Annotated in this window: 20 protein-coding genes; 10 read left to right on the forward strand and 10 right to left on the reverse strand. The window is 71.9% G+C overall.

What is annotated here, in order from left to right:
* Positions 1–944, reverse strand: a 944-nt coding sequence (dapD, locus tag ACTJJZ_RS01200) for a 2,3,4,5-tetrahydropyridine-2,6-dicarboxylate N-succinyltransferase (protein ID WP_440719339.1), incomplete at its 3' end; no start/stop codon positions are given.
* 65 nt (positions 945–1,009) lie between these two features.
* Here dapD and dapE point away from each other — a divergent pair.
* The 3 genes from dapE to ACTJJZ_RS01215 all read left to right on the forward strand — a co-directional run bounded on the left by dapE (position 1,010) and on the right by ACTJJZ_RS01215 (position 3,588).
* A complete protein-coding gene (gene dapE, locus ACTJJZ_RS01205; protein WP_440719340.1) occupies positions 1,010–2,083 on the forward strand; it encodes a succinyl-diaminopimelate desuccinylase in 1,074 nt (357 codons plus the stop codon).
* A gap of 16 nt (positions 2,084–2,099) precedes the next feature.
* Entirely contained in the window at positions 2,100–3,335 is a 1,236-nt protein-coding gene (locus ACTJJZ_RS01210; RefSeq protein WP_440719341.1) for a hypothetical protein, read from the forward strand.
* 79 nt (positions 3,336–3,414) lie between these two features.
* On the forward strand, positions 3,415–3,588 hold the full coding sequence (locus ACTJJZ_RS01215) for a DUF3117 domain-containing protein (RefSeq protein WP_295013107.1): 174 nt from the start codon (positions 3,415–3,417) through the stop codon (positions 3,586–3,588).
* 112 nt (positions 3,589–3,700) lie between these two features.
* Here the strand turns inward: ACTJJZ_RS01215 and ACTJJZ_RS01220 are convergent, their stop codons facing one another.
* Positions 3,701–4,339, reverse strand: a complete 639-nt coding sequence (locus ACTJJZ_RS01220) for an O-methyltransferase (protein ID WP_440719342.1) — start codon at positions 4,337–4,339, stop codon at positions 3,701–3,703.
* 97 nt (positions 4,340–4,436) lie between these two features.
* On the opposite strand from ACTJJZ_RS01220, the gene ACTJJZ_RS01225 reads away from it, so the two are divergent.
* Positions 4,437–4,898 (forward strand): Sec-independent protein translocase TatB, encoded by a 462-nt coding sequence (locus ACTJJZ_RS01225; RefSeq protein ID WP_440719343.1) that lies wholly within the window; start codon positions 4,437–4,439, stop codon positions 4,896–4,898.
* Between the two features lie 16 nt (positions 4,899–4,914).
* On the opposite strand, the gene ACTJJZ_RS01230 is transcribed toward ACTJJZ_RS01225, so the two are convergent.
* From ACTJJZ_RS01230 to ACTJJZ_RS01240, 3 genes are read right to left on the reverse strand one after another with little or no spacing between them, the layout of a single operon-like run.
* The gene (locus ACTJJZ_RS01230) at positions 4,915–6,033 is read right to left on the reverse strand and encodes an Mrp/NBP35 family ATP-binding protein (protein WP_440719344.1); all 1,119 of its coding nucleotides are present in this window, start codon (positions 6,031–6,033) and stop codon (positions 4,915–4,917) included.
* Positions 6,030–6,560 carry a DUF1003 domain-containing protein gene (locus ACTJJZ_RS01235; protein WP_440719440.1) on the reverse strand — a complete coding sequence of 177 codons (531 nt, stop codon included), beginning with the start codon at positions 6,558–6,560 and terminating at the stop codon, positions 6,030–6,032. Before ACTJJZ_RS01235 ends, ACTJJZ_RS01230 begins: the two co-directional genes overlap by 4 nt.
* Positions 6,560–7,831 (reverse strand): magnesium transporter MgtE N-terminal domain-containing protein, encoded by a 1,272-nt coding sequence (locus ACTJJZ_RS01240; RefSeq protein WP_440719345.1) that lies wholly within the window; start codon positions 7,829–7,831, stop codon positions 6,560–6,562. Before ACTJJZ_RS01240 ends, ACTJJZ_RS01235 begins: the two co-directional genes overlap by 1 nt.
* A gap of 123 nt (positions 7,832–7,954) precedes the next feature.
* Here ACTJJZ_RS01240 and ACTJJZ_RS01245 point away from each other — a divergent pair, with 123 nt between their 5' ends.
* The 3 genes from ACTJJZ_RS01245 to ACTJJZ_RS01255 all read left to right on the forward strand — a co-directional run bounded on the left by ACTJJZ_RS01245 (position 7,955) and on the right by ACTJJZ_RS01255 (position 10,752).
* Entirely contained in the window at positions 7,955–8,839 is an 885-nt protein-coding gene (locus ACTJJZ_RS01245) for a general stress protein (RefSeq protein WP_440719346.1), read from the forward strand.
* A 68-nt stretch (positions 8,840–8,907) separates the two neighbouring features.
* Positions 8,908–9,522, forward strand: a complete 615-nt coding sequence (locus tag ACTJJZ_RS01250; RefSeq protein WP_440719347.1) for an alpha/beta hydrolase family protein — start codon at positions 8,908–8,910, stop codon at positions 9,520–9,522.
* 51 nt (positions 9,523–9,573) lie between these two features.
* Positions 9,574–10,752 (forward strand): MalY/PatB family protein, encoded by a 1,179-nt coding sequence (locus ACTJJZ_RS01255; RefSeq protein WP_440719348.1) that lies wholly within the window; start codon positions 9,574–9,576, stop codon positions 10,750–10,752.
* Between the two features lie 43 nt (positions 10,753–10,795).
* Here ACTJJZ_RS01255 and ACTJJZ_RS01260 read toward each other — a convergent pair whose 3' ends face one another.
* From ACTJJZ_RS01260 to ACTJJZ_RS01270, 3 genes are all read right to left on the reverse strand, one after another.
* Positions 10,796–11,083, reverse strand: a complete 288-nt coding sequence (locus tag ACTJJZ_RS01260) for an HNH endonuclease signature motif containing protein (protein ID WP_440719349.1) — start codon at positions 11,081–11,083, stop codon at positions 10,796–10,798.
* 177 nt (positions 11,084–11,260) lie between these two features.
* The gene (locus tag ACTJJZ_RS01265; protein WP_440719350.1) at positions 11,261–12,697 is read right to left on the reverse strand and encodes an aminopeptidase P family protein; all 1,437 of its coding nucleotides are present in this window, start codon (positions 12,695–12,697) and stop codon (positions 11,261–11,263) included.
* Between the two features lie 96 nt (positions 12,698–12,793).
* Positions 12,794–14,296, reverse strand: coding sequence for a S8 family peptidase (locus ACTJJZ_RS01270; protein ID WP_440719351.1), 1,503 nt, complete (start codon positions 14,294–14,296; stop codon positions 12,794–12,796).
* Positions 14,297–14,490: 194 nt separating this feature from the next.
* On the opposite strand from ACTJJZ_RS01270, the gene ACTJJZ_RS01275 reads away from it, so the two are divergent.
* Positions 14,491–14,886 carry a DUF3054 domain-containing protein gene (locus tag ACTJJZ_RS01275; protein ID WP_440719352.1) on the forward strand — a complete coding sequence of 132 codons (396 nt, stop codon included), beginning with the start codon at positions 14,491–14,493 and terminating at the stop codon, positions 14,884–14,886.
* A gap of 18 nt (positions 14,887–14,904) precedes the next feature.
* Here ACTJJZ_RS01275 and ACTJJZ_RS01280 read toward each other — a convergent pair whose 3' ends face one another.
* Complete coding sequence (locus ACTJJZ_RS01280; RefSeq protein WP_440719353.1) at positions 14,905–15,936, reverse strand: endonuclease/exonuclease/phosphatase family protein; 1,032 nt, start codon at positions 15,934–15,936, stop codon at positions 14,905–14,907.
* A gap of 137 nt (positions 15,937–16,073) precedes the next feature.
* On the opposite strand from ACTJJZ_RS01280, the gene ACTJJZ_RS01285 reads away from it, so the two are divergent.
* The gene (locus ACTJJZ_RS01285) at positions 16,074–16,961 is read left to right on the forward strand and encodes a PHP domain-containing protein (RefSeq protein WP_440719354.1); all 888 of its coding nucleotides are present in this window, start codon (positions 16,074–16,076) and stop codon (positions 16,959–16,961) included.
* A gap of 33 nt (positions 16,962–16,994) precedes the next feature.
* On the opposite strand, the gene ACTJJZ_RS01290 is transcribed toward ACTJJZ_RS01285, so the two are convergent.
* Entirely contained in the window at positions 16,995–18,503 is a 1,509-nt protein-coding gene (locus ACTJJZ_RS01290; protein ID WP_440719355.1) for a DEAD/DEAH box helicase, read from the reverse strand.
* A gap of 199 nt (positions 18,504–18,702) precedes the next feature.
* On the opposite strand from ACTJJZ_RS01290, the gene ACTJJZ_RS01295 reads away from it, so the two are divergent.
* Positions 18,703–19,416: a ferritin-like fold-containing protein gene (locus ACTJJZ_RS01295; RefSeq protein WP_440719356.1), complete on the forward strand. Its 714-nt coding sequence runs from the start codon at positions 18,703–18,705 to the stop codon at positions 19,414–19,416.
* Positions 19,417–19,423: the final 7 nt, after the last annotated feature.

Here is a 19,423-nt window from a genome sequence, read left to right on the forward strand (position 1 = left end):
AGCGCCTCGTTCAGCCTCACGCCGACGCCCGCGCGGCGGACGGCCTCGACCGCGCCGGTGAGCGAGTTGCGGCGGAACAGGATGCCGTCCTGCCCGGACAGCTCGGCGCCCTTCACGACCGGCCGTCCGCCGTCGGCCAGCGGGGCGGCGTCGGCGAGCACGATCTTCGTGCCCGCGGTGACGTAGAGGCCCGCCTCGACCACGCAGTCGTCGCCCAGGGAGATGCCGATCCCGGCGTTCGCCCCGAGCAGGGTGCGCGCGCCGATCGAGACGCGGTGCGTGCCGCCGCCGGACAGCGTGCCCATGATCGACGCGCCGCCGCCGATGTCGCTGCCGTCGCCGACGACGACGCCCTGGGAGATCCGTCCCTCCACCATCGAGGCGCCCAGCGTCCCGGCGTTGTAGTTCACGAAGCCCTCGTGCATGACCGTGGTGCCGGGCGACAGGTGCGCGCCCAGTCGCACGCGGGAGGCGTCGGCGATGCGCACCCCGGCAGGCAGCACGTAGTCGGTCAAGCGGGGGAACTTGTCGACGCCCGAGATCTGGATCCCGGCGCGCTGCAGGGCGGGGCGCAGCCGTGCGGCGTCGGCGGGAAGCATCGGGCCCGCGCTGGTCCAGGCGATGTTCGGCAGGTGCGCGAAGATGCCGTCCAGGTTGAGCTCGTTGGGTCGCACCAGCAGATGAGAGAGCGCGTGCAGGCGCAGGTAGACGTCCGCGGTCGAGGCGGGGGCCTCGTCCAGGTCGATCCGCAGCTGCACCACCTCGACGGCGACGGCCCGGCGCTCGTCGGGGCCGGCGAAGGCCTGCCACGTTGCGGTCGAGGAGGCCAGGTCGTCCGCGGACGGCTCCGCGGTGCCGATCTCGGGGAACCAGGCGTCCAGGACGGTGCCGTCGTCGGCGATGGTGGTCAGGCCGGAGCCGAAGATCGTGCGGGCGTCGCTCATGCGTCCCACGGTACCGAACGCGCACCCCCAGGTTCCGCTTCGTGACGCGGCGCTAGGGTGGGAGCATGCCGCTCGACCTGACCGCGTCGTCCCTCGACATCACCCGTGCGATCTGCGACATCCCCAGCGTCTCCGGGGAGGAGGGGCCGCTCGCCGACCTGATCGAGCAGGCGGTGCGCGGCCTGGACCACCTGGAGGTGATCCGCCAGGGAAACACGATCCTCGCCCGCACCGACCTCGGCCGTGCGCAGCGCGTGGCGATCGCCGGGCACATCGACACCGTCCCGATCAACGGCAACGTGCCGACGAAGGACATCGAGCTCGACGGGGAGCCGTTCCTCTGGGGGCGCGGCACTGTGGACATGAAGGCGGGCGTCGCGGTGCAGCTCAAGCTCGCCGCTGAGCTCACCGAGCCGCTGGTCGACATCACCTGGATGTGGTACGACAACGAGGAGGTCGAGGCCGCGCGGAACGGGCTGAAGCTCCTCGCCGATCGCCGTCCCGACCTGTTCCAGGCCGACTTCGCGATTCTCGGCGAGCCGTCCAACGGCGAGGTCGAGGGCGGCTGCAACGGCACCCTGCGTGCCGTCGTGCGCACGACCGGCGTGCGCGCCCACGCGGCGCGAGCCTGGGTGGGGGAGAACGCGATCCACCGCGCCGCTCCGATCCTGGCCCGGCTGGCCGAGTACCGCGCGCGCGAGGTCACGGTCGAGGGTCTCGAGTACCGCGAGGGCCTGAACGCGGTGCGGATCAGCGGCGGCGTGGCCGGCAACGTCATCCCCGACGCCTGCGAGGTCGAGGTGAACTACCGGTTCGCGCCGAGCAAGACCGCGGCCGACGCCGAGGCGCACGTGCGGAACGTGTTCGCCGGGTTCTCCGTCGAGATCACCGACGTCTCCGAGGGCGCCCGCCCCGGCCTCGACGCGCCGATCGCGCAGGAGTTCGTGCGGGCCGTGGGAGCGACCCCGAAGCCGAAGTACGGCTGGACGGACGTGGCGCGGTTCTCCGCGCTGGGGATCCCCGCGGTCAACTACGGGCCCGGCGACCCGCATCTCGCTCATCACGACGAGGAGAGGGTGCCGATCGCGCAGATCGAGGGCACGGAACAGGGCCTTCGCTCCTGGCTCACCGGTGTCTGAGGCGCTGACTGCGGTCATGCGCCGCGGCACCGGACCGCGCTGGGCGGCCAGGATGTACGCGCGCACGCCGGCCTGGGCGGGAATCCTCGCGGTCTACGTGGGCGCCCGGCTGATCACGACCGGCATGCTGCTCGCCGCGACGAATCTCTCCGGGGCGCCTGGATCCCGGTTCGGCCCGCATGCGAGCCTGGGAACCTTCGTCGCCGGCTGGGACGCGCAGTGGTACTGGTACATCGCCGTCTACGGCTATCCGCGCGTGCTGCCGCTCGGCGCAGACGGGCACGTCACGCAGAACTCGTGGGCGTTCCTGCCGCTGTACTCCTGGGTGTCGAACGTGGTCGGCCTGCCGTTCGGCAGCGCCGGCTGGCCGGTCGGCGCCGCCCTGGTGTCGCTCGTGGCCGGCTATCTGTGCTGCCTGGTGCTGTTCCGCATGATGCGCGGCCGGATCGGGCGGATGGCGGCGGTCTGGACGGTGGTGTTCTTCGCCTCAGGGCCGCTCGGCGCGCTCTTCCAGGTCGGCTACGCCGAGATGCTGAACATGCTGTTCCTGCTGCTCGCCCTGGACGGCCTGATCCGCCGCCGGTACGTGCGGCTGTACCCGCTGATCGTGCTGATGGGCTTCACGAGGCCCGGCGTGCTGGCGTTCGCGCTCACGCTGGGGCTGATGCTGGTGCTGCGCTGGATCCGGAGGAACCGGGATCCGCTGGCGGCCCGCGAGATCGCGCACTACCTCGGGCTGGGCGCGCTCGGGATCGTGGTCGGGTTCGCGTGGCAGGTCATCGCCGGCATCGTCACGAAGAACCCGGACGCCTACATGGAGACCGAGCTGTCCTGGCGCGGCTTCTGGATGCCCGACGGCGGCCACGCGGCGTTCGCGCCGTTCGACGGCTGGCTGACCGCGATGCCGTACTGGGCGCAGCTGCTCGGCGCGCCGGGATGGGTGGGGCTGGCGGTGCTCGCCGTGGTCCTGGCGCTGTTCGCCTGGGCGCTGATCGCCGGGCCGGGAGTGCGCCGGCTCGGACCGGAGATCCGGTTCTTCGGCGCGAGCTACGTGCTGTACCTGCTGGCCGTGTTCTTTCCGCAGTCCAGCACGATGCGGCTGCTCTTCCCGCTCACGCCGCTCTGGGGTGCGGTGGGCTGGCGGCGATCCTGGTGGCTGCGCGGCGTCGTGCTCGCGCTGTGCATCGTGCTGCAGTGGGTGTGGATCGCGAACGTCTACGGCATGGCGAACACGTTCTGGCGGGTGCCCTGAGGCGGGTGCGGCGGTAAGCGGTGTCCGGGCTACCCACTAATATGAGGAGAGTAGTCCACCGAGGAAAGGGAGCACCGCGATGGCAGCGATGAAGCCGAGGACCGGCGACGGACCCATGGAGGCCGTGAAGGAGGGCCGGCTGATCATCGTGCGCGTTCCGCTCGAGGGTGGCGGCCGCCTGGTCGTCTCCGTCAACGACGCAGAGGCGAAGGAGCTTCACGACGTGCTCAGTGCCGTCGTGGCAGCGGCCTAGATCCAGATGGTCAGTGGCAGCGCCACTGACTCGCACGATTCACAGGTTCACGAAGAGCCGCNGGCTCTTCTGCGTGTGCGGCCCAGTCGTGTGCGGCCCCGTCGTGTGCGGCTCAGTCGCGGTCGGCGATGCTGGTGAGCTGCAGCAGGCCTTCGCCCACCGTGGACAGCGCGGCGAGGACGGCGGGGGACTGCTGGGTCTCCTGGATGAGCGAGCGATAGGCGACCGTGACGTCGTCGCGCTGCACCGGATCCGCGACCCTGCCGCCACCGAGCACGCGCGGCACCAGCACCGTGCCGCCGGCGCGCACCAGGCGCAGGCCGTGTTCGACGTACTCGATCACGTTCTCCGGGTCGGCGTCGACGAGCACGACGTCGTAGGCGGCCTCGTTCATGCGCGGCAGCACATCGGCGGCCCGCCCGGCGATGAACCGGGCGCGGGTGGGCGGGATCCTGGCGTCCTGGAACGCGGATCGCGCGGCGGCGAGATGTTCGGGCTCGTTGTCGATCGAGGTGAGCACGGCCTTCGGGGCGCCCCGAAGCAACCAGAGCCCGGAGACGCCGGCGCCGGTGCCGATCTCGACGATCGAGCGCGCGCCGGTGGCCGCCGCGATCACCGCGCACTGCGCTCCGACCGCGGCGCTGATCGGCTGCGCGCCCAGTTCGACGGCGTGCGCGCGGGCTCTGACGATCTCGTCCGGTTCGATGATGGCTTCGCGCACGTAGCGTGCGTTCGCGTCCTGCTCGCTCACTTCGACTCCCTGGCGGTCGCTCGCTGCCTCCGCATGATCCCCCAGCGTAGATGGCCCCCGTGCGCGCGCCGGGCAGGCGCGGCGGTACCCTGGTGACATGTTCTTCGGCATCACCTTCGAGAAGCTCATCGTGATCGGCGTGATCGCGGCCCTTCTCGTCGGTCCAGAGCGCCTGCCGCGCTACGCGGAGTCGTTCGCGCGGCTGGTCAAGCAGGCGGGCGACTATCTGCGCGGCGCCAAGGACCGGATGCGCGAGGAAGTCGGTCCGGAGATCGACGAGCTGGACTGGCGCAAGCTCGACCCGCGTCAGTACGACCCGCGCCGGATCATCCGCGATGCGCTGCTGGACGACGGCCCTGCCCCCGCACCGGCAGCCGCTCCTGCGCCGACGGCGACCGCGGAGGCGCCCGCTGCACCGGCGGCGGGACCCGCCGCCGCCCTGCTCGCGACCGCGACGGCCATGAACGCGGCCTCGAGCGGAGCCGAGCAGCCCGTGTCGCGCGCGCCCAAGGTGTTCTCGGCCGAGGAGCTCCCGCCCTACGACAGCGAGGCCACCTGACCTGACGTGCTCCGCCTCAGCGCGGGGTGACGGTCAGCCTGCGGCCGGTCAGGCCGCGGCCGGATCCGTCGATCGTCTCCGCGAGGTCCAGGATCGCGCGCGCCGCGGGATCCCCGGGATCCGCGAGCACGATCGGTGTGCCCGCGTCGCCGCCCGTGCGCAGCGCCTGACTGAGCGGCACCGAGGCGAGCAGCGGCACCGGATCCGTCCCCGCCGACAGCGCCTCCGCCACCGCGCGACCCCCGCCGGATCCGAAGAGGTCCAGCAGCGTGCCGTCGGGCAGGGCCATCGCGGCCATGTTCTCCACCACGCCGATCACGCGCTGCCCGGTCTGCCGGGCGACGAGCCCGCTGCGGATCGCGACGTCCGACGCGGCCTCCTGCGGTGTGGTCACGACGAGCACCTCGGCGTGCGGCAGGAGCTGGCCGATCGTGATCGCGATGTCGCCCGTGCCGGGGGGCATGTCGATGAGCAGCACGTCCAGGTCGCCGAAGAAGACGTCGGTGAGGAACTGCTGCACCGTGCGATGCAGCATCGGCCCGCGCCACGCGACGACCGACTCGCCCTCGCGCAGGAACATCCCGATCGAGACCGCCTTCACGTCGTGCGCGACCGGCGGCAGCATCAGATCGTCGATGCGCGTGGGCTGGGTGCCCTGCGGGATGCCGAGCAGGCCGGGGATCGAGAAGCCGTGCACGTCGGCGTCGATCAGGCCGACCCGACGTCCGCGCGCGGCGAGGGCCACGGCCAGGTTCGCGGTCAGCGAGGACTTGCCCACGCCGCCCTTGCCGCTGGTGACGGCGATCACGCGCGTGAGGGAGTCGGGCCCGAACGGCATCTGCCGGGGCGCCCGGCCGTCGCGGAGCTTCTCGGTGAGCGCCCGGCGCTCCGCGGGCGTCATCACGCCCACGGCGACCTCGACGGCCTCGACCCCGGGGACGGCCNCCCGCACGTCCGCCTCGATCCTCGCCGCGGCGGGGCAGCCGATGATCGTCAGCACGATGCCGACGTGCGCCGTGGTGCCCTCCACGGTGATGTCGCGGAGCATGTCGAGCTCGGCGATGGGCCGGCGCAGCTCCGGATCCGTGACGGCTCCCACGGAGCGGCGGACCGCCTCGGATCGCTCGTCGCTCATGACGTCGGCTCCGCGGGGTCCTCCTCGCGCAGCTCGGCGAGCATCGCCCTGAGCTCCGCGCGCAGCACCTCACGGGTGACGCTCTGCGTCGATCTCTCCTCGAGCGCCATGCGCAGGGCCACGATCTCTCGGGCGAGGTACTCGGTGTCCGCCAGGTTGCGCTCCGCGCGCTGTCGATCCTGCTCGATCTGCACGCGGTCGCGGTCGTCCTGCCTGTTCTGCGCGAGCAGGATGAGCGGGGCGGCGTAGGAGGCCTGCAGGGACAGGATCAGGGTGAGCAGGGTGAAGTTCGTCGCGGCGGGGTCGAACTGCCACGCCCGCGGCATCGAGATGTTCCACACCAGCCACACGGCGACGAACACCGTCATGCCGATGAGGAACCCGGAGGTGCCCATCGCGCGTGCGAACGCCTCGGAGAAGCGGCCGAACGCGTCGCTCGAGGGCTGGGCCGATCCCGCGCTGCGCCCGAGCATGCCGGAGCGACCGAGCGGAGCGTCCAGGGCGCGTCGCTGCGACTTCTTGGCCATCATCCCGCGGCTCCCCGGCGCGGGACGGTCTGCTCATCCGAGTCGTGCGAGCGCCAGTCGTCGGGCAGCAGGTAGTCGAGCACGTCGTCGACGCTGATCGCCCCCACCAGCCGGTGCGCCTGATCCACCACGGGCAGGGAGACCAGGTCGTAGCTCGCGAGCATGCGCGCGACCTCCGCCGCCGAGGCGGTCACCGGCACCGGCTCCAGGGTGTCGTCCACGATCGCGCCGAGCCGCTCGTGCGGGGGATAGCGCAGCATCCGCTGGAAGTGCACCATGCCCAGCAGCCGGCCCGTCGGCGTCTCGAACGGCGGCAGGGTGAGGAACACCGCCGCGGCGAGGGCGGGGTGCAGCTCGTGCCGGCGGATCAGCGCGAGGGCCTCGGCCACCGTGGCGTCGGCGGAGAGGATGATCGGCTCCGGGGTCATCAGGCCGCCCGCGGTGTCCGGGCTGTAGCGGAGCAGCATGCGCACGTCCTCCGCCTCCTCCGGCTCCATCAGGTCGAGGAGGTGCTCGAGGCGGCCCTTCGGCAGCTGCGCGAGCAGGTCGGCGGCGTCGTCCGGCTCCATCTGGTCGAGGATGTCGGCGGCGCGCTCGTCGCCGAGGCGATCCAGGATGTCCATCTGGTCGTCCTCCGGCATCTCCTCCAGGGCGTCGGCGAGACGCTCGTCGGGGAGCTCTTCGGCGACCTCGATCCGGCGCTGCTGCGGCAGGTCGAGCAGGGTGTTCGCGAGGTCGGCGGGATGCATCTCGGAGTACGTCGCGACCAGCTGCTCGGCGGACTGCGCCTCGCCGGGCGTGCTGTGCTCGCGCACCTCGCCCCACGCCGCGAACGTCGTCGGACCCTTCGCGAACGGGGAGGCGCTGGTCTTCGGCTTGCGCAGGAAGAGCTGGCTGACCGACCACTCGCCGAGCCGGTTCGGCTCGATCGCGACATCCTCGATCACGGCCGTGCCGGAGGAGTCGGCGAAGTCCACCCGTCGTCCGATGAGCTCGGCCATGATGCGCACCTCGCCGTTGCGCGGCTTGAACCGGCGCACGTTCATGAGACCCGAGGTGATGACCTGTCCGGTGCTGATCGAGCTGACCCGTCCGATCGACAGGAACACCTGACGGCGGCCGGGGATCTCGCACACCAGGCCGATCACGCGCGGGGATGCGGAACTTCGGTACACGACGACGACGTCCCGGACCTTCCCGATCCGGTCGCCGGCGGGGTCGAACACGGCGCAACCGGCCAGGCGCGCGACGAAAACCCGCTGTGTGCTCATGCTTCCAGCGTAGTGTCCCGGCCTCGGCGATCCGGGGCCGGTGACGCCGGAGAGCTCGGCGTCGGCCGGGCGTTCCGGCCCGCCTCCGGAGGGCGCATCCGGGCCGCATGGAAGAATGGCCGGATGAGCATGCTCAACACTTCCGGAGGCGCCGGCGAGATCGGTGAGACCGTCGCGACGGTCGCCGACTACGACGCCGCGCAGAAGCTCGTCTCGCAGCTGATCGCGGGCGAGGTGCCCGCCCGCCAGATCGCGATCGTCGGGGTGGGCGTGCGCACCGTGGAGAGGGTCACCGGTCGCCTCGGCTACGCCAACGCGGCGCGGTCCGGCGCGGTCAACGGCGTGCTCATCGGGCTCTTCCTGTCCGCGATCTTCGTGCTCGGCAATCCGGCGGTGCCGATGCAGGCGTTCATCGGCCTGATCTTCGTCGGCGTCGCGATCGGCATGATCCTGAGCCTCATCGCCTATTCGGTCGTGCGCCGCCGCCGCGACTACGCGAGCGTGATGCAGCTGAGCGCCGACCATTACGAAGTCACGGTGCTGCCCGCCTCGGTGGGCAAGGCGCGTCAGGTGCTGGGACGTTCCGTGACGCCGATCCCGCAGCCGCGCCCCTCGGGCGCAGAGCCGCCGCAGTACGGCGAGCGCGTGGATCCGAACGCGCCGACCCCTCCGCAGAGGCCGCAGCAGCCTGCGGGAGGTCCGTCCGCCGCGGTTCCATTCCCCGCTTCCCCCGACCTGTTCCCCGCCGAGGAACCGCCGCGCTACGGCGAGCGGATCGCTCCTCCGCGGCCGCCGCTCCCGCCGGCGCCGCCCGCGGCTCCCGCCGCTCCGGCGGCGGACGAGAGCGTGCCGCCGGCCGAGCAGCAGCCCGCGTCCGACGCGGAGCAGCAGGACGCCGCCGGGGCTCACGACGTGACGGACGACGCGGGCTCCGCCGCCGAGCGCACGAACCCCGAAGCCGACTCCGACGCGCCGCGACGCGCCGCGGAGGACGGTTCCGCGCGGTGACCGGCGCCGCTGAGGAACGCTTCAGGATCGCCGTTCCCCTGCCAGCCGGAGAGACCGAGGTCTCGGCGGTGCTCCAGGAGGCCGATGCGGCCGATGCTCCGGTCGTGGTCATCGCGCACGGAGCGGGGGCCGGCATGGATCACCCGTTCCTGCGCGGGTTCGCGGCAGCGCTGTGCGCGGAGGGCGTGCCTGCGCTGCGCTTCACCTTCCCCTACGTCGAAGCCGGGCGGCGCATGCCCGGACCGGCCGCGCACGCGGTCCTCACCTGGCGTGCGGTCGTCGAGGCGGCCCGGCAGCGCTCGTCCGCGGGACGGGTGGTGGCCTGCGGCAAGTCCTACGGCGGCCGGATGGCGTCGATGGCTGCCGCCGAGGATCCGGGGCTCGACGTCGCCGGCCTCGTCTACCTCGGCTATCCGTTGCATCCTCCCGGCAGTCCGGACAAGCTGCGCATCGCGCATCTGCCGGCGGTGCGGCAACCACAGCTCTTCGTGGAGGGCACGAACGATCCGTTCGTGCGGCCGCTCGCGCAGCTGGAGGAGGCCGTCGCCTCCTGCCGGGACGCCCGGATCTCGTGGATCGAGGGCGGCGGGCACTCGTTCGAGGTGAAGGGGCGCAAGCGTCCGCCCGAGGAGGTCGGCGCGTCCCTCTCGCCGCTGGTCGCGGAGTTCGCCCGCGGGTGCTGATCCACGCCCTACGATCAGAATCGCGGCCGCAGGGCGGCGGGAAGGACGGGCATGAGCACCGCACAGGAACGGGACGCGATCGGCATCGACCGGCTGCGTGAGATCGGCAGCGTGAAATGGTCGGCCTTCCCCGGGACGATCGGGGCGTTCGTCGCCGAGATGGACTTCCCGCCGGCGCCGCCGATCGCCGCCGCCATGAAGGAGGCGATCGACGACGGCCTGACCGGGTACCTTCCGGCCGCCGTGCGGGCGCGCATGACCGAGGCGACGGCCCGCTGGCAGAGGGACCGCTACGGCTGGGACGTGCCGGCGGAGCGGATCCGTCCCGTGCCCGACGTGCTCACGGCGCTGCGCACCACGATCGATCACTTCACCGCGCCGGGTGCGAAGATCATCCTCCCCACGCCCGCGTACATGCCGTTCCTGACGATCCCGGCGATGCACGACCGCGAGATCATCGAGGTGCCGATGCTCGTCGAGGACGGGCGTCATGTCTACGACCTGGACGGGATCGATCGCGCATTCGCGGATGGGGGTGGGCTGCTGATCCTGTGCAATCCGTACAACCCGCTCGGCCGGGTGTTCGAGCGGGCCGAGCTGGAGGCAGTGTCCGCCGTCGTCGAACGCCATGGCGGGAGGGTGTTCTCGGACGAGATCCACGCCCCGCTCGTCTTCAGTCCGCACGTGCACGTGCCGTACGCGAGCATCAGCGAGGTCACCGCCGGGCACACGGTCACGGCCGTCAGCGCGTCGAAGGCGTGGAACCTGCCGGGCCTCAAGGCCGCGCAGGCGATCCTCAGCAACGACGCGGATGTCGAGACGTGGGCGCGGCCGGAGGTCGCCTGGGCGGAGCACGGGACCGCGAACTTCGGGGTCATCGCCACGACCGCCGCGTTCGATGACAGCAGGGAGTGGCTCGCCGAGACCCTGGATTACCTCGACGGCAACCGCCGGCTGCTGGGTGAGCTGCTCGCGGAGCACATCCCGGACATGGGCTATCGCGCACCCGAAGGCACGTACATCGCCTGGTTGGATGCGCGCGGCCTCGGCATAGACGGCTCCCCTGCTGATTTCTTCCGCGAGCAGGCGGGTGTCGCCATCACGGACGGGATCGCGTGCGGGGCCGCCGGCGAGGGCTTCCTCCGGTTCATCCTCGCGACGCCCCGTCCCATCATCGAACAAGCGGTGCTCCAGATGTCGGCCGCGCTGCGCGCGCGTCGCATGGCCTGACGGACACCTCTGCGCCCGTCGCCGCCCGTGCACGCGCGTGTGATCAGACGAACATGACGCGCCGGGGCGGCGAGTCGAGGTAGCTGGAGCCGGTGGGGTCGATCCATTCGACGGCGCCGTCGGGGCGCTGCCGAGCGGACCAGCGGAACTCCTCGGCCAGATCGGGATGTTTCAGCGGGTGATGGCCCGGGCAGAGGCAGGCGAGGTTGTCGATCGCGGTGGCACCGCCGAGTGCGTAGTCCTGGTTGTGGTCGACCTGGCAGCGTGCCGCGGGCACAAGACACCCGGGGAACCGGCAGCGCTGATCTCTGGCGCGGAGGAAGCGCTTCATGCCTCGAGTGGGGGTATACCGGTCGACCCGGGCGATCATCCCGGTGCTGTCGACGGCCGTCGTCTCGGATCCACCACGGCCCTCAGCCCGTGAGGCTGGCTGCGGGCCCCATGACCTCGGCCCGGCCGGCCTCGTCCACCGAGGCTCGTCGTGCGCCTCTGGCCCCCGGGGCCTCGGTCAGTATGCCGAGCCCTGCACCCGCGCGATCCACGCCTCGACCTCGGCGGAGGTGCGGGGGATCGCGGCCGACAGATTCACCGGGCCTTCCGCCGTGATCAGGATGTCGTCCTCGATGCGCACGCCGATGCCGCGGTACTCCTCGGGGACCGTCAGGTCGTCGATCTGGAAGTACAGGCCGGGCTCGATCGTGAACACCATCCCGGGCTCGATCAGCCCGTCGTAGTACATCTCGCGGCGGGCCTGCGCGCAGTCGTGCACGTCGATGCCGAGGTGATGGCTGGTGCCGTGCACCATGTAGCGCCTGTGCTGGCCGCCCTGGTCCGCATCCAGCGCCTCCTCGGCGGTGACCGGCAGCAGCCCCCACTCGGCGGTGCGGCGGGCGATGACGTCCATCGCGGCCGCGTGCACGGCGCGGAACGGCACCCCGACCCTGGCCGCGGCGAATGCGGCGTCGGCGGCCTCGACCACGGTGTCGTAGATGCGGCGCTGCACGTCGCTGAACGTGCCGCTCACCGGCAGGGTGCGGGTGATGTCGGCGGTGTAGAGGCTGTCGGCCTCGGCGCCGGCGTCGATGAGGATCAGGTCGCCCGGCAGCACCGCGCCGTCGTTGCGGGTCCAGTGCAGGTAGCAGGCGTGCGGGCCGGACGCGGCGATCGTGTCGTAGCCCTCCCAGTTGCCGTCGCTGCGGGCGCGCTGATGGAAGACGCCCTCGACGATGCGCTCCCCGCGGGGGTGCGCGACCGCGCGCGGGAGGTCGCGGATGATGTCGTCGAAGCCGTTCGCGGTGATCTCCACGGCCCGGCGCATCTCGGCGATCTCGTACTCGTCCTTGATGAGGCGCAGCTCGGACACGACCTGGGTGAGCTCGGCGTTCTCGTCGACCACGAGGTCGTCGTCACCGCTCGCGAAGTCGTCGAGGTGCCCGGTCGCGAGACCGAGGTCGGCGGCGACGCCGGCCAGCGCCGGGCGGGCGCCGATCCAGAACTCGCCGATCGTGGCGTCCGAGTAGAACTCGCTCGTGGTGCGGTCGGCGCGCTCGCGGAAGTAGAGCGTGACGTGGTGGCCGGCGTCCGTGGGCTCGAAGACGAGCAGGGAGTCGGGCTCGGCGTCGGCGGCCCACCCCGTCAGGTGCGCGAACGCCGAGTGGGCGCGGAACGGGTAGTCGGTGTCGTTGCTGCGCTGCTTCAGGGATCCGGCCGGGATCACGATGCGCTTCCCGGGGAACGCGGCCGAGACCGCGGCGCGGCGGGCGGCCGCGTACGGCGCCTGCGCGCGGGGCGCGGGCAGGGACTCGGGACGCTCGGCCCAGCCCGTGGAGATGGTGTCGAGGAAGCCCTGCGGGAAGGGCTGGCGGCGGTTCGTGTTCGACGTCGTCGTCTCGGTCTGCTCGGCGGCGGCGCCGGTCTGCTCGATCGTGTCGTGCTCGGAGGTCATGCCCCCATCCTCTCATCCGCCCGACGTCGAGGGCCCGGGACCGCCGTGCGGCGGCCCCGGGCCCGATCGGCCTCGGCGGGTGGCGTCAGCGGGCGGTCACTGCACGGCCTTGAGCGCGTTCACGATCCCGGAGCCGTAGTAGCTGTTCAGCGCGGGCGTGCCCACGCATGCCGGGCCGTTGTCCAGCTGCGGGGCCGAGCACGGCGTGGGCGTCGCGTCCGCGCGCAGCTTCTCCACCAGCTGCGCCGGCGTCAGCTCGGGGTGCGCCGACTTCATCAGCGCGAGCACGCCCGCCACGTGCGGCGAGGCCATCGAGGTGCCGCTCTTCAGCCCGTACTTGCCGCCGGGGATGGTCGACAGGATCCGGGATCCGGGCGCGGCCACGTCGATCTCGCCGAGGCCCCGGTTGGAGAAGTACGACAGCTGCCCGGTCTGGGTGAGCGAGGACACGGTCACCACGCCGGGCACCTGCGCCGGGATGTCCTTGCAGCCCTGGTTGATCGTGCGCGGGGTCGGCGCAGGAGCATCGTCCGGGCTGCCCTCGTCCGTCGTGTTGACGGTGAGGTCGAGCCCGGAGTTGCCGGCGGCCGCCGCGCTCACGACGCCCTTCTCGCTCGACCAGTTGACGGCGCGGGCAACGGCCTCGCGCACGGCCGCCTGGTCGGGCTGGTCGTCGCACCAGAACTCGAACGGATCGATGTAGTAGCTGTTGTTCGTGACATCCATGCCGTGGTCCGCCGCCCACATGAAGCCGCAGATCGCGTACTCCGGGTAGATGAACCCGTCGTCGTTGACGACCTTGACCGAGGCGAGGCGCACGTTCGGCGCGACGCCCACGATGCCGACGCCGTTGCGTGCGGCCGCGATCGTGCCGGCCACGTGCGTGCCGTGGTCAGAGGTGGTCGGATACCAGCCGCCGGCGGTCTGGTCGGGGCGGCCGCCCGCGGTGCAGTTGACCGAGTCGGCGGTGTCGATGTTGGCCTGCAGGTCGGGATGCGTGGGATCGATCCCCGAGTCGAGGACGCCCACGAGCACATTGCGGCTGCCGTCCGTGACCTGGGCGGCCTGATCCGCGTGGATCATCGTCATGTCCCACTGCTGCGCCTCGAGCGCGTCCGTGGAGTCGGCGGGCACCGGAGTGGTGGGCTCGTCGCCGTTGACGGGCTTGTTCTTGCCCTGATTCCAGCCGGAGGATCCCGGGCCCCACGGCGCCTGCGGTCCGGTGACCTTGTCCTTCACCTCGGCGGACCGGGTCGCGCCGACGGACGCGATGACGTTCCTGCCCGCGGCCTTGACGCTGTCGCGGAACGCGGCACGGTCGGACTGGGCGATCAGCACGCCGATCTCCGGCCAGCTCTGCACCACCACGCCGCCGGCGTCGGCGACCGCCTTCTCTGCTTTGCGGGTCTGGCCGGGGTTCGCCTGGCCGGTGTTGACCACGTAGCTCATGACCGTGCCGTCCGGCGGGGTGATCGGCACCGGCGTGGAGGCGTCGGTCCCGGCGGCGGTCGCGCTCGCGGTGCCGGCCAGGATCATGCCCAGCGCTGCGACGGTGCAGACGAGGGGTCGGAGGGACAGGTTTCGGTTCAGCAACCTCATGGGTGAGGATCCTCTCGAACGGGGATGCCGGCGGGTGGCCGGCGCAGGCGAGTGCCTTCCTCGTTTCTATCGGGAGCTCCCAGCTATTTCAATGCTCGTTGATAGATCTGTCTCAGGAACGGGCACGGGCTCGGGGCGCGCCGGCCGAGGAGAGCCGGCCGACGGCGCTCGTCGAGCCGACTACCGTGGGAGGCATGACCGACACCGCACGCGCCGTCCGATCCGTCCTGTCCTGGCCCTGGGCCCTCGGGATCGACGCGGCCCTGGTGATCGTGTTCGCGGCGATCGGCCGCGCGAGCCACGAGCACACGGTCGACGTCCTCGGCGTCCTGGACACGGCGTGGCCGTTCCTGGCCGGCCTCGTGCTGGGCTGGGCCGTGCTGCGCGTGTGGAGGGCGCCGGCCGCGCCGCTGCGCACCGGCCTCCCGCTCGTCGTGATCACCGTGGCGGTCGGCATGATCCTGCGCGTCGTCACCGGTGCGGGGACCGCACTCGCGTTCATCATCGTGGCGACCGTGACGCTGCTCCTCTTCCTGATGGGCTGGCGGGGCGTCGCCGCCCTGGTCGCCCGGGTGCGCTCCCGCCGCTGACGGCCGCGCCGGACCGGCTCAGGGCGCGACGCGCTCCAGCTGCGTCACCAGGGCGCGGTGGTCGCTGCCGCTCGCCGAGCCGGCGAGCACCTCGGATCCGGTGGCGCGCCACTGCGCCGTCGCCATGACGTGATCGATCGGCGCGCCCGCCAGGGCCGGCAGCGAGGTCGGCCAGGTGCCGAGGCCGCCGGAGCCGGCGCGGGAGGCGACGTCGCGGCACGCGCCCATGTCGCCGCCCGCGGTGCCGAGCCCCGCCATGTGGTCGAGCGTGGCGTTGAAGTCGCCGGCCAGGATCACGTCGCTGCCCGCGGGGCACTGATCCGCGACCCAGCGCAGGTCCTTGCTCCAGCCGCTCATCTCGTCCTGCCGCGGTGCGACGGTGTGCACGGCCACGACGGTCGGGCCCTTCCCGTCCACGGGCATGACCACCGCGCTCGGCACGGATCCGGTGTTGCTGGTCCCGTTCGCCGACGACGCGAGCACCGAGTAGTCGCCCAGCGAGGGCGAGATGAGCAGGGTCGTCTGCCAGGAGTCCGGGCCCTTCTGCACGTCGGGGCGGAACTGCACGTGGTGCACCCACATGGGATGGCCCGCTGCCCTCAGCTGCAGCGCGATGTCCTCGCCCGCGCTCTCCGTCGTCTCCGGGAGGGCGACGATGTCGGCCTTCTGCTCCACGATCGTCTGCGCGATCCTGTCGACCGACACGGCCTCCCCGGCGGTGTTCCAGGCCAGCACCCGGACGCTGGCGGGCGTCTTCTCGGGCAGGGCGCTCTGGTCGACGCCGCGCAGCGCGCCGATCGCCGCCGAGGCGCCCCCGCCGATCAGGGCCACGATCGCGATCGATGCGGCGAACCCGCGCAGCGGCCGGGCGAGCATGAGCAGCAGGGCGAGCAGCAGGATCGCGCCGAAGGCGAGGACGAGGATCCCGCGGGACGCGACGGCCTGGGTGATCGGGAACGTCTGCTCGACATGGAAGAACTGCGGCCAGGTGACGATCGCCGTGGCGATCGCGAAGAGGACGGTGAGCAGGATCCCGAGCAGTCGAAACATCGGGAAAGAGCCTAGGCGAGGCCGTCTGTGAGGCCTCTGGTGGCCGCCCCCGCATCCGCCGAGCGGTCCATGCCGAGCGGGCCATGAAGACGGCGAGCGCAGAGCCTCCCGCGGCGCAGGATCGCTACGCTCGGAGGATGACCGATGCCGATCCGCACGCGCGCCAGCCCCTGTTCGCCGGGCCGGTCGATCTGCATCTGCACTCGAACCGCTCCGACGGCACGGAGGATCCCGCGGACGTCGTCGCGCGGGCGCGGCAGGAGGGCCTGGGCACGATCGCGCTCACCGATCACGACACGACGGCGGGCTGGGCGGAGGCGGCCGCCGCCGCGACCGCCCGCGGGCTGACCTTCATCCCGGGTATGGAGCTGTCGGCCAGGGACGGCTGGCGCAGCGTGCACGTGCTCGCCTACCTGTTCGACCCGGCGGACGTCGACCTGCTCGCCGAGACCGTGCGGATCCGGGACGACCGGATCGGCCGTGCCGAGCGCATCGTGCGGAGCATCGGGCGCGACTACCCGCTGCGCTGGGCGCACGTGCTCGCGGAGACCGAGGGCGACGCGACCGTCGGCCGGCCGCACATCGCCGACGCGCTCGTCGCGCAGGGGATCGTGCGCGACCGCGGCGAGGCGTTCGACGGGATCCTGCACCCCCGGCAGGGTTATTACGAGGCGCACTACGCGCCGGATCCGATCACCGCGATCGAACTCGTCGTGGGGGCCGGGGGAGTGCCGGTGATCGCCCACCCCGCCGGACGTGAGCGGATGAGCGACGCGACGCTGCGCCGGCTGATCGACGCCGGCCTGGGCGGCCTCGAGATCGACCACCGCGAGAACACCGCCGAGGGCCGGGCATGGCTGCACCGGATCGCCGACGCGCACGATCTCATCGTGACCGGATCCAGCGACTACCACGGTGCCGGCAAGCCGAACGTCCCCGGCGAGAACACCACGGAGCCGGCGATGCTGCAGCGCATCATCGACCGGGCCTCCGGCTCGGCGCCGATCTATCCCGCCGCTCGCTGAGCTCGACGACTCCGGCGGGTCCGACGACTCGGGTCAGGCGCCGGGCTGCGGTGCCGCGCCACCGGAGGGGCGACGGCGGCGACGACGGCGCTGCGGGGCCGGCTTGCCGTCGTGGTGCTCGGCGCCCTGACCGTCGTGCGTGCCGGATCCCTCGGCGGTCCGGTCGGCGTCACCCGACGCGGGCGCCTTGCCGGTCGGCGCCTCGGCGCCCTCGACGAACGTGGAGCCGACGCCGTCCTCGGCGCGGCGGCGACGGCGGCGGCGACGCGTCGTGCCCTCGCTCGTGCCCTCGGCCGCGGCCTCTGCGGCGCGCTGGGGCTCCCGCGGCTTGCGGGCGGGCTTCTCGGACACCGGAGCCGTGACCAGACGTCCCTTGGTGCCGGACGGGATGTTCAGATCCTCATAGAGGTGCGGGCTGGACGAGTAGGTCTCGACGGGCTCGGGCTGGCCGAACTCGAGGGCTCGGTTGATCAGCGCCCACTTGTGCAGGTCCTCCCAGTCCACGAACGTGACGGCGATGCCGGTCTTGCCCGCGCGCCCGGTGCGGCCGACGCGGTGCAGGTACGTCTTGTCCTCGTCCGGGATCGTGTGGTTGATGACGTGCGTGACGTCGTCGACGTCGATGCCGCGCGCGGCGACGTCGGTCGCGACGAGCACGTCCCTCTTGCCGGCCTTGAACGCGGCCATCGAGCGCTCGCGCTGGTCCTGGCCCATGTCGCCGTGCACGCCGCCGACGTTGAAGCCGCGGTCGCTGAGCTCGTCGACCAGGCGCTGCGCGGCCCGCTTGGTGCGCGTGAAGATCACGGTCTTCCCGCGGCCCTCGGCCTGCAGGATGCGGGCGATGACCTCGTCCTTGTCGAGCGAGTGCGCCCGGTAGACGAGGTGGCGGATGTTCGCCTGGGTGAGGCCCTCGTCGGGATCGCTCGCGCGGATGTGGATCGGGTTCGTCATGAAGCGGCGCGCCAGTGCCACGATCGGGCCGGGCATGGTCGCCGAGAACAGCTGCGTGTGCCGGACGGCGGGGACCTTCTGGAAGATCTTCTCGATGTCGGCGAGGAAGCCGAGATCCAGCATCTTGTCGGCCTCGTCGAGCACGACCTCGGTCGCGTTGGACAGGTCGAGCAGGCGCTGGCCGGCGAGGTCGATGAGACGGCCGGGCGTGCCGACCACGATCTGTGCGCCCGCCTTCAGCTGCTCGATCTGACCCTCGTACGCCTTGCCGCCGTAGATCGCGACGACGCTGGTGGAGCGGTTGCTGGTCAGCAGGTCGATGTCCTCGTACACCTGCACCGCGAGCTCGCGGGTCGGCACCACGATGAGCGCCTTCACTCCGTGCTCGGGGTTCAGCCCGAGTCGCTGCACCACCGGGATCCCGAAGCCGAAGGTCTTGCCCGTGCCCGTCTTGGCCTGGCCGATGATGTCCTGGCCGGGCAGGCCGAGGGGGATGGTCTGCTCCTGGATCGGGAAGGCGTCCACGATGCCCTTGGCCGCGAGGGCGTCCACGATGTCCTGATCGATGCCGAGATCGGCGAAAGTCGTCACAGTATTTTCTTGCCTGTCCGGCGGGCCTTGCGAGTGCGGCGCCGCCTCGATGGTGAGGTCCACGCCGGATCCGTATGCACAGGCGCGGGGCTCCGATCCGTCGCCGGAGCGGTCCCAGCCTACCGGAGAGGGTCGGGATCCTCCGGAGCCGTGCGAACCGGATCCCGGTCCGCGACCGGCGCTCGACTAGGCTGGCCGCGTGGTGAGGTGGTTCTGGCAGCGCGACAAGGCGCCCCGACGCACGCTCGTGCTGCGATCACGCGGGGAGCAGAGCGATGCGACCCGTGTCGACTTCGCCGAGCTCGCGCCGGACCTGAACACGTTCCTCGGCCAGGCCGCCTATCTGCAGCTCGGCTACTTCGAGACGCTCACGCGGCTGATCCGCGCCACCTCCGACCTGTCCGAGAAGGAGATCCTGTCGCGCGCTGCCGGAGCGGCGCTCGCCAAGCACCGCGGGATCGTGGACATCATCGCCGCGCACGGCGACGACCCGACCGAGGTGATGCTGCCGTTCCGTGAGCAGCTCGACGCCTTCCGGCGGAAGACCCTCGGCCCCCGCATCGCCGAGACCATGCTCGCCGTGTACCTGACCGCGGGCATGCTCGACGACTTCTACGTCGCGCTCGCGTCGAGCTATGGCGACACGGGCGGGAAGGTCGCGAGGATCCTGTCCGAAGCCGACGATCGCCACGAGATCATCGGGATCATCGGCGCCACGATCGCGAGCGACGAGCAGTGGCGCTCGCTGCTGTCGATGTGGGGCCGGCGTCTGGTCGGCGACACGATCCTGGTGGCGCGGGCGGCGCTGCGGCCGCACCTGCCCGGGGCGGAGGACGACAAGCTCGAGCCGGTGTTCACCGAGCTGATGGGGGCGCACGCCCGCCGCATGGACGCGATGGGCCTCGCCTCCTGAGCCGGGC

Origin of the sequence: Microbacterium sp. 22242 (assembly GCF_052045495.1) — a bacterium.
Taxonomy (GTDB): domain Bacteria; phylum Actinomycetota; class Actinomycetes; order Actinomycetales; family Microbacteriaceae; genus Microbacterium.

Excerpts from the sequence above, each read along its gene's own strand:
- ACTJJZ_RS01255 (WP_440719348.1), top strand. The coding sequence starts at position 9,574 with ATGAGCACCGCACAGGAACGGGACGCGATCGGCATCGACCGGCTGCGT.
- ACTJJZ_RS01275 (WP_440719352.1), top strand. The coding sequence starts at position 14,491 with ATGACCGACACCGCACGCGCCGTCCGATCCGTCCTGTCCTGGCCCTGG.
- ACTJJZ_RS01215 (WP_295013107.1), top strand. The coding sequence starts at position 3,415 with ATGGCAGCGATGAAGCCGAGGACCGGCGACGGACCCATGGAGGCCGTG.
- ACTJJZ_RS01270 (WP_440719351.1), bottom strand. The coding sequence starts at position 14,296 with ATGAGGTTGCTGAACCGAAACCTGTCCCTCCGACCCCTCGTCTGCACC.
- ACTJJZ_RS01265 (WP_440719350.1), bottom strand. The coding sequence starts at position 12,697 with ATGACCTCCGAGCACGACACGATCGAGCAGACCGGCGCCGCCGCCGAG.
- dapE (WP_440719340.1), top strand. The coding sequence starts at position 1,010 with ATGCCGCTCGACCTGACCGCGTCGTCCCTCGACATCACCCGTGCGATC.
- ACTJJZ_RS01225 (WP_440719343.1), top strand. The coding sequence starts at position 4,437 with ATGTTCTTCGGCATCACCTTCGAGAAGCTCATCGTGATCGGCGTGATC.
- ACTJJZ_RS01210 (WP_440719341.1), top strand. The coding sequence starts at position 2,100 with ATGCGCCGCGGCACCGGACCGCGCTGGGCGGCCAGGATGTACGCGCGC.
- ACTJJZ_RS01285 (WP_440719354.1), top strand. The coding sequence starts at position 16,074 with ATGACCGATGCCGATCCGCACGCGCGCCAGCCCCTGTTCGCCGGGCCG.
- ACTJJZ_RS01235 (WP_440719440.1), bottom strand. The coding sequence starts at position 6,560 with ATGGCCAAGAAGTCGCAGCGACGCGCCCTGGACGCTCCGCTCGGTCGC.
- ACTJJZ_RS01280 (WP_440719353.1), bottom strand. The coding sequence starts at position 15,936 with ATGTTTCGACTGCTCGGGATCCTGCTCACCGTCCTCTTCGCGATCGCC.
- ACTJJZ_RS01260 (WP_440719349.1), bottom strand. The coding sequence starts at position 11,083 with ATGAAGCGCTTCCTCCGCGCCAGAGATCAGCGCTGCCGGTTCCCCGGG.
- ACTJJZ_RS01245 (WP_440719346.1), top strand. The coding sequence starts at position 7,955 with ATGAGCATGCTCAACACTTCCGGAGGCGCCGGCGAGATCGGTGAGACC.
- ACTJJZ_RS01240 (WP_440719345.1), bottom strand. The coding sequence starts at position 7,831 with ATGAGCACACAGCGGGTTTTCGTCGCGCGCCTGGCCGGTTGCGCCGTG.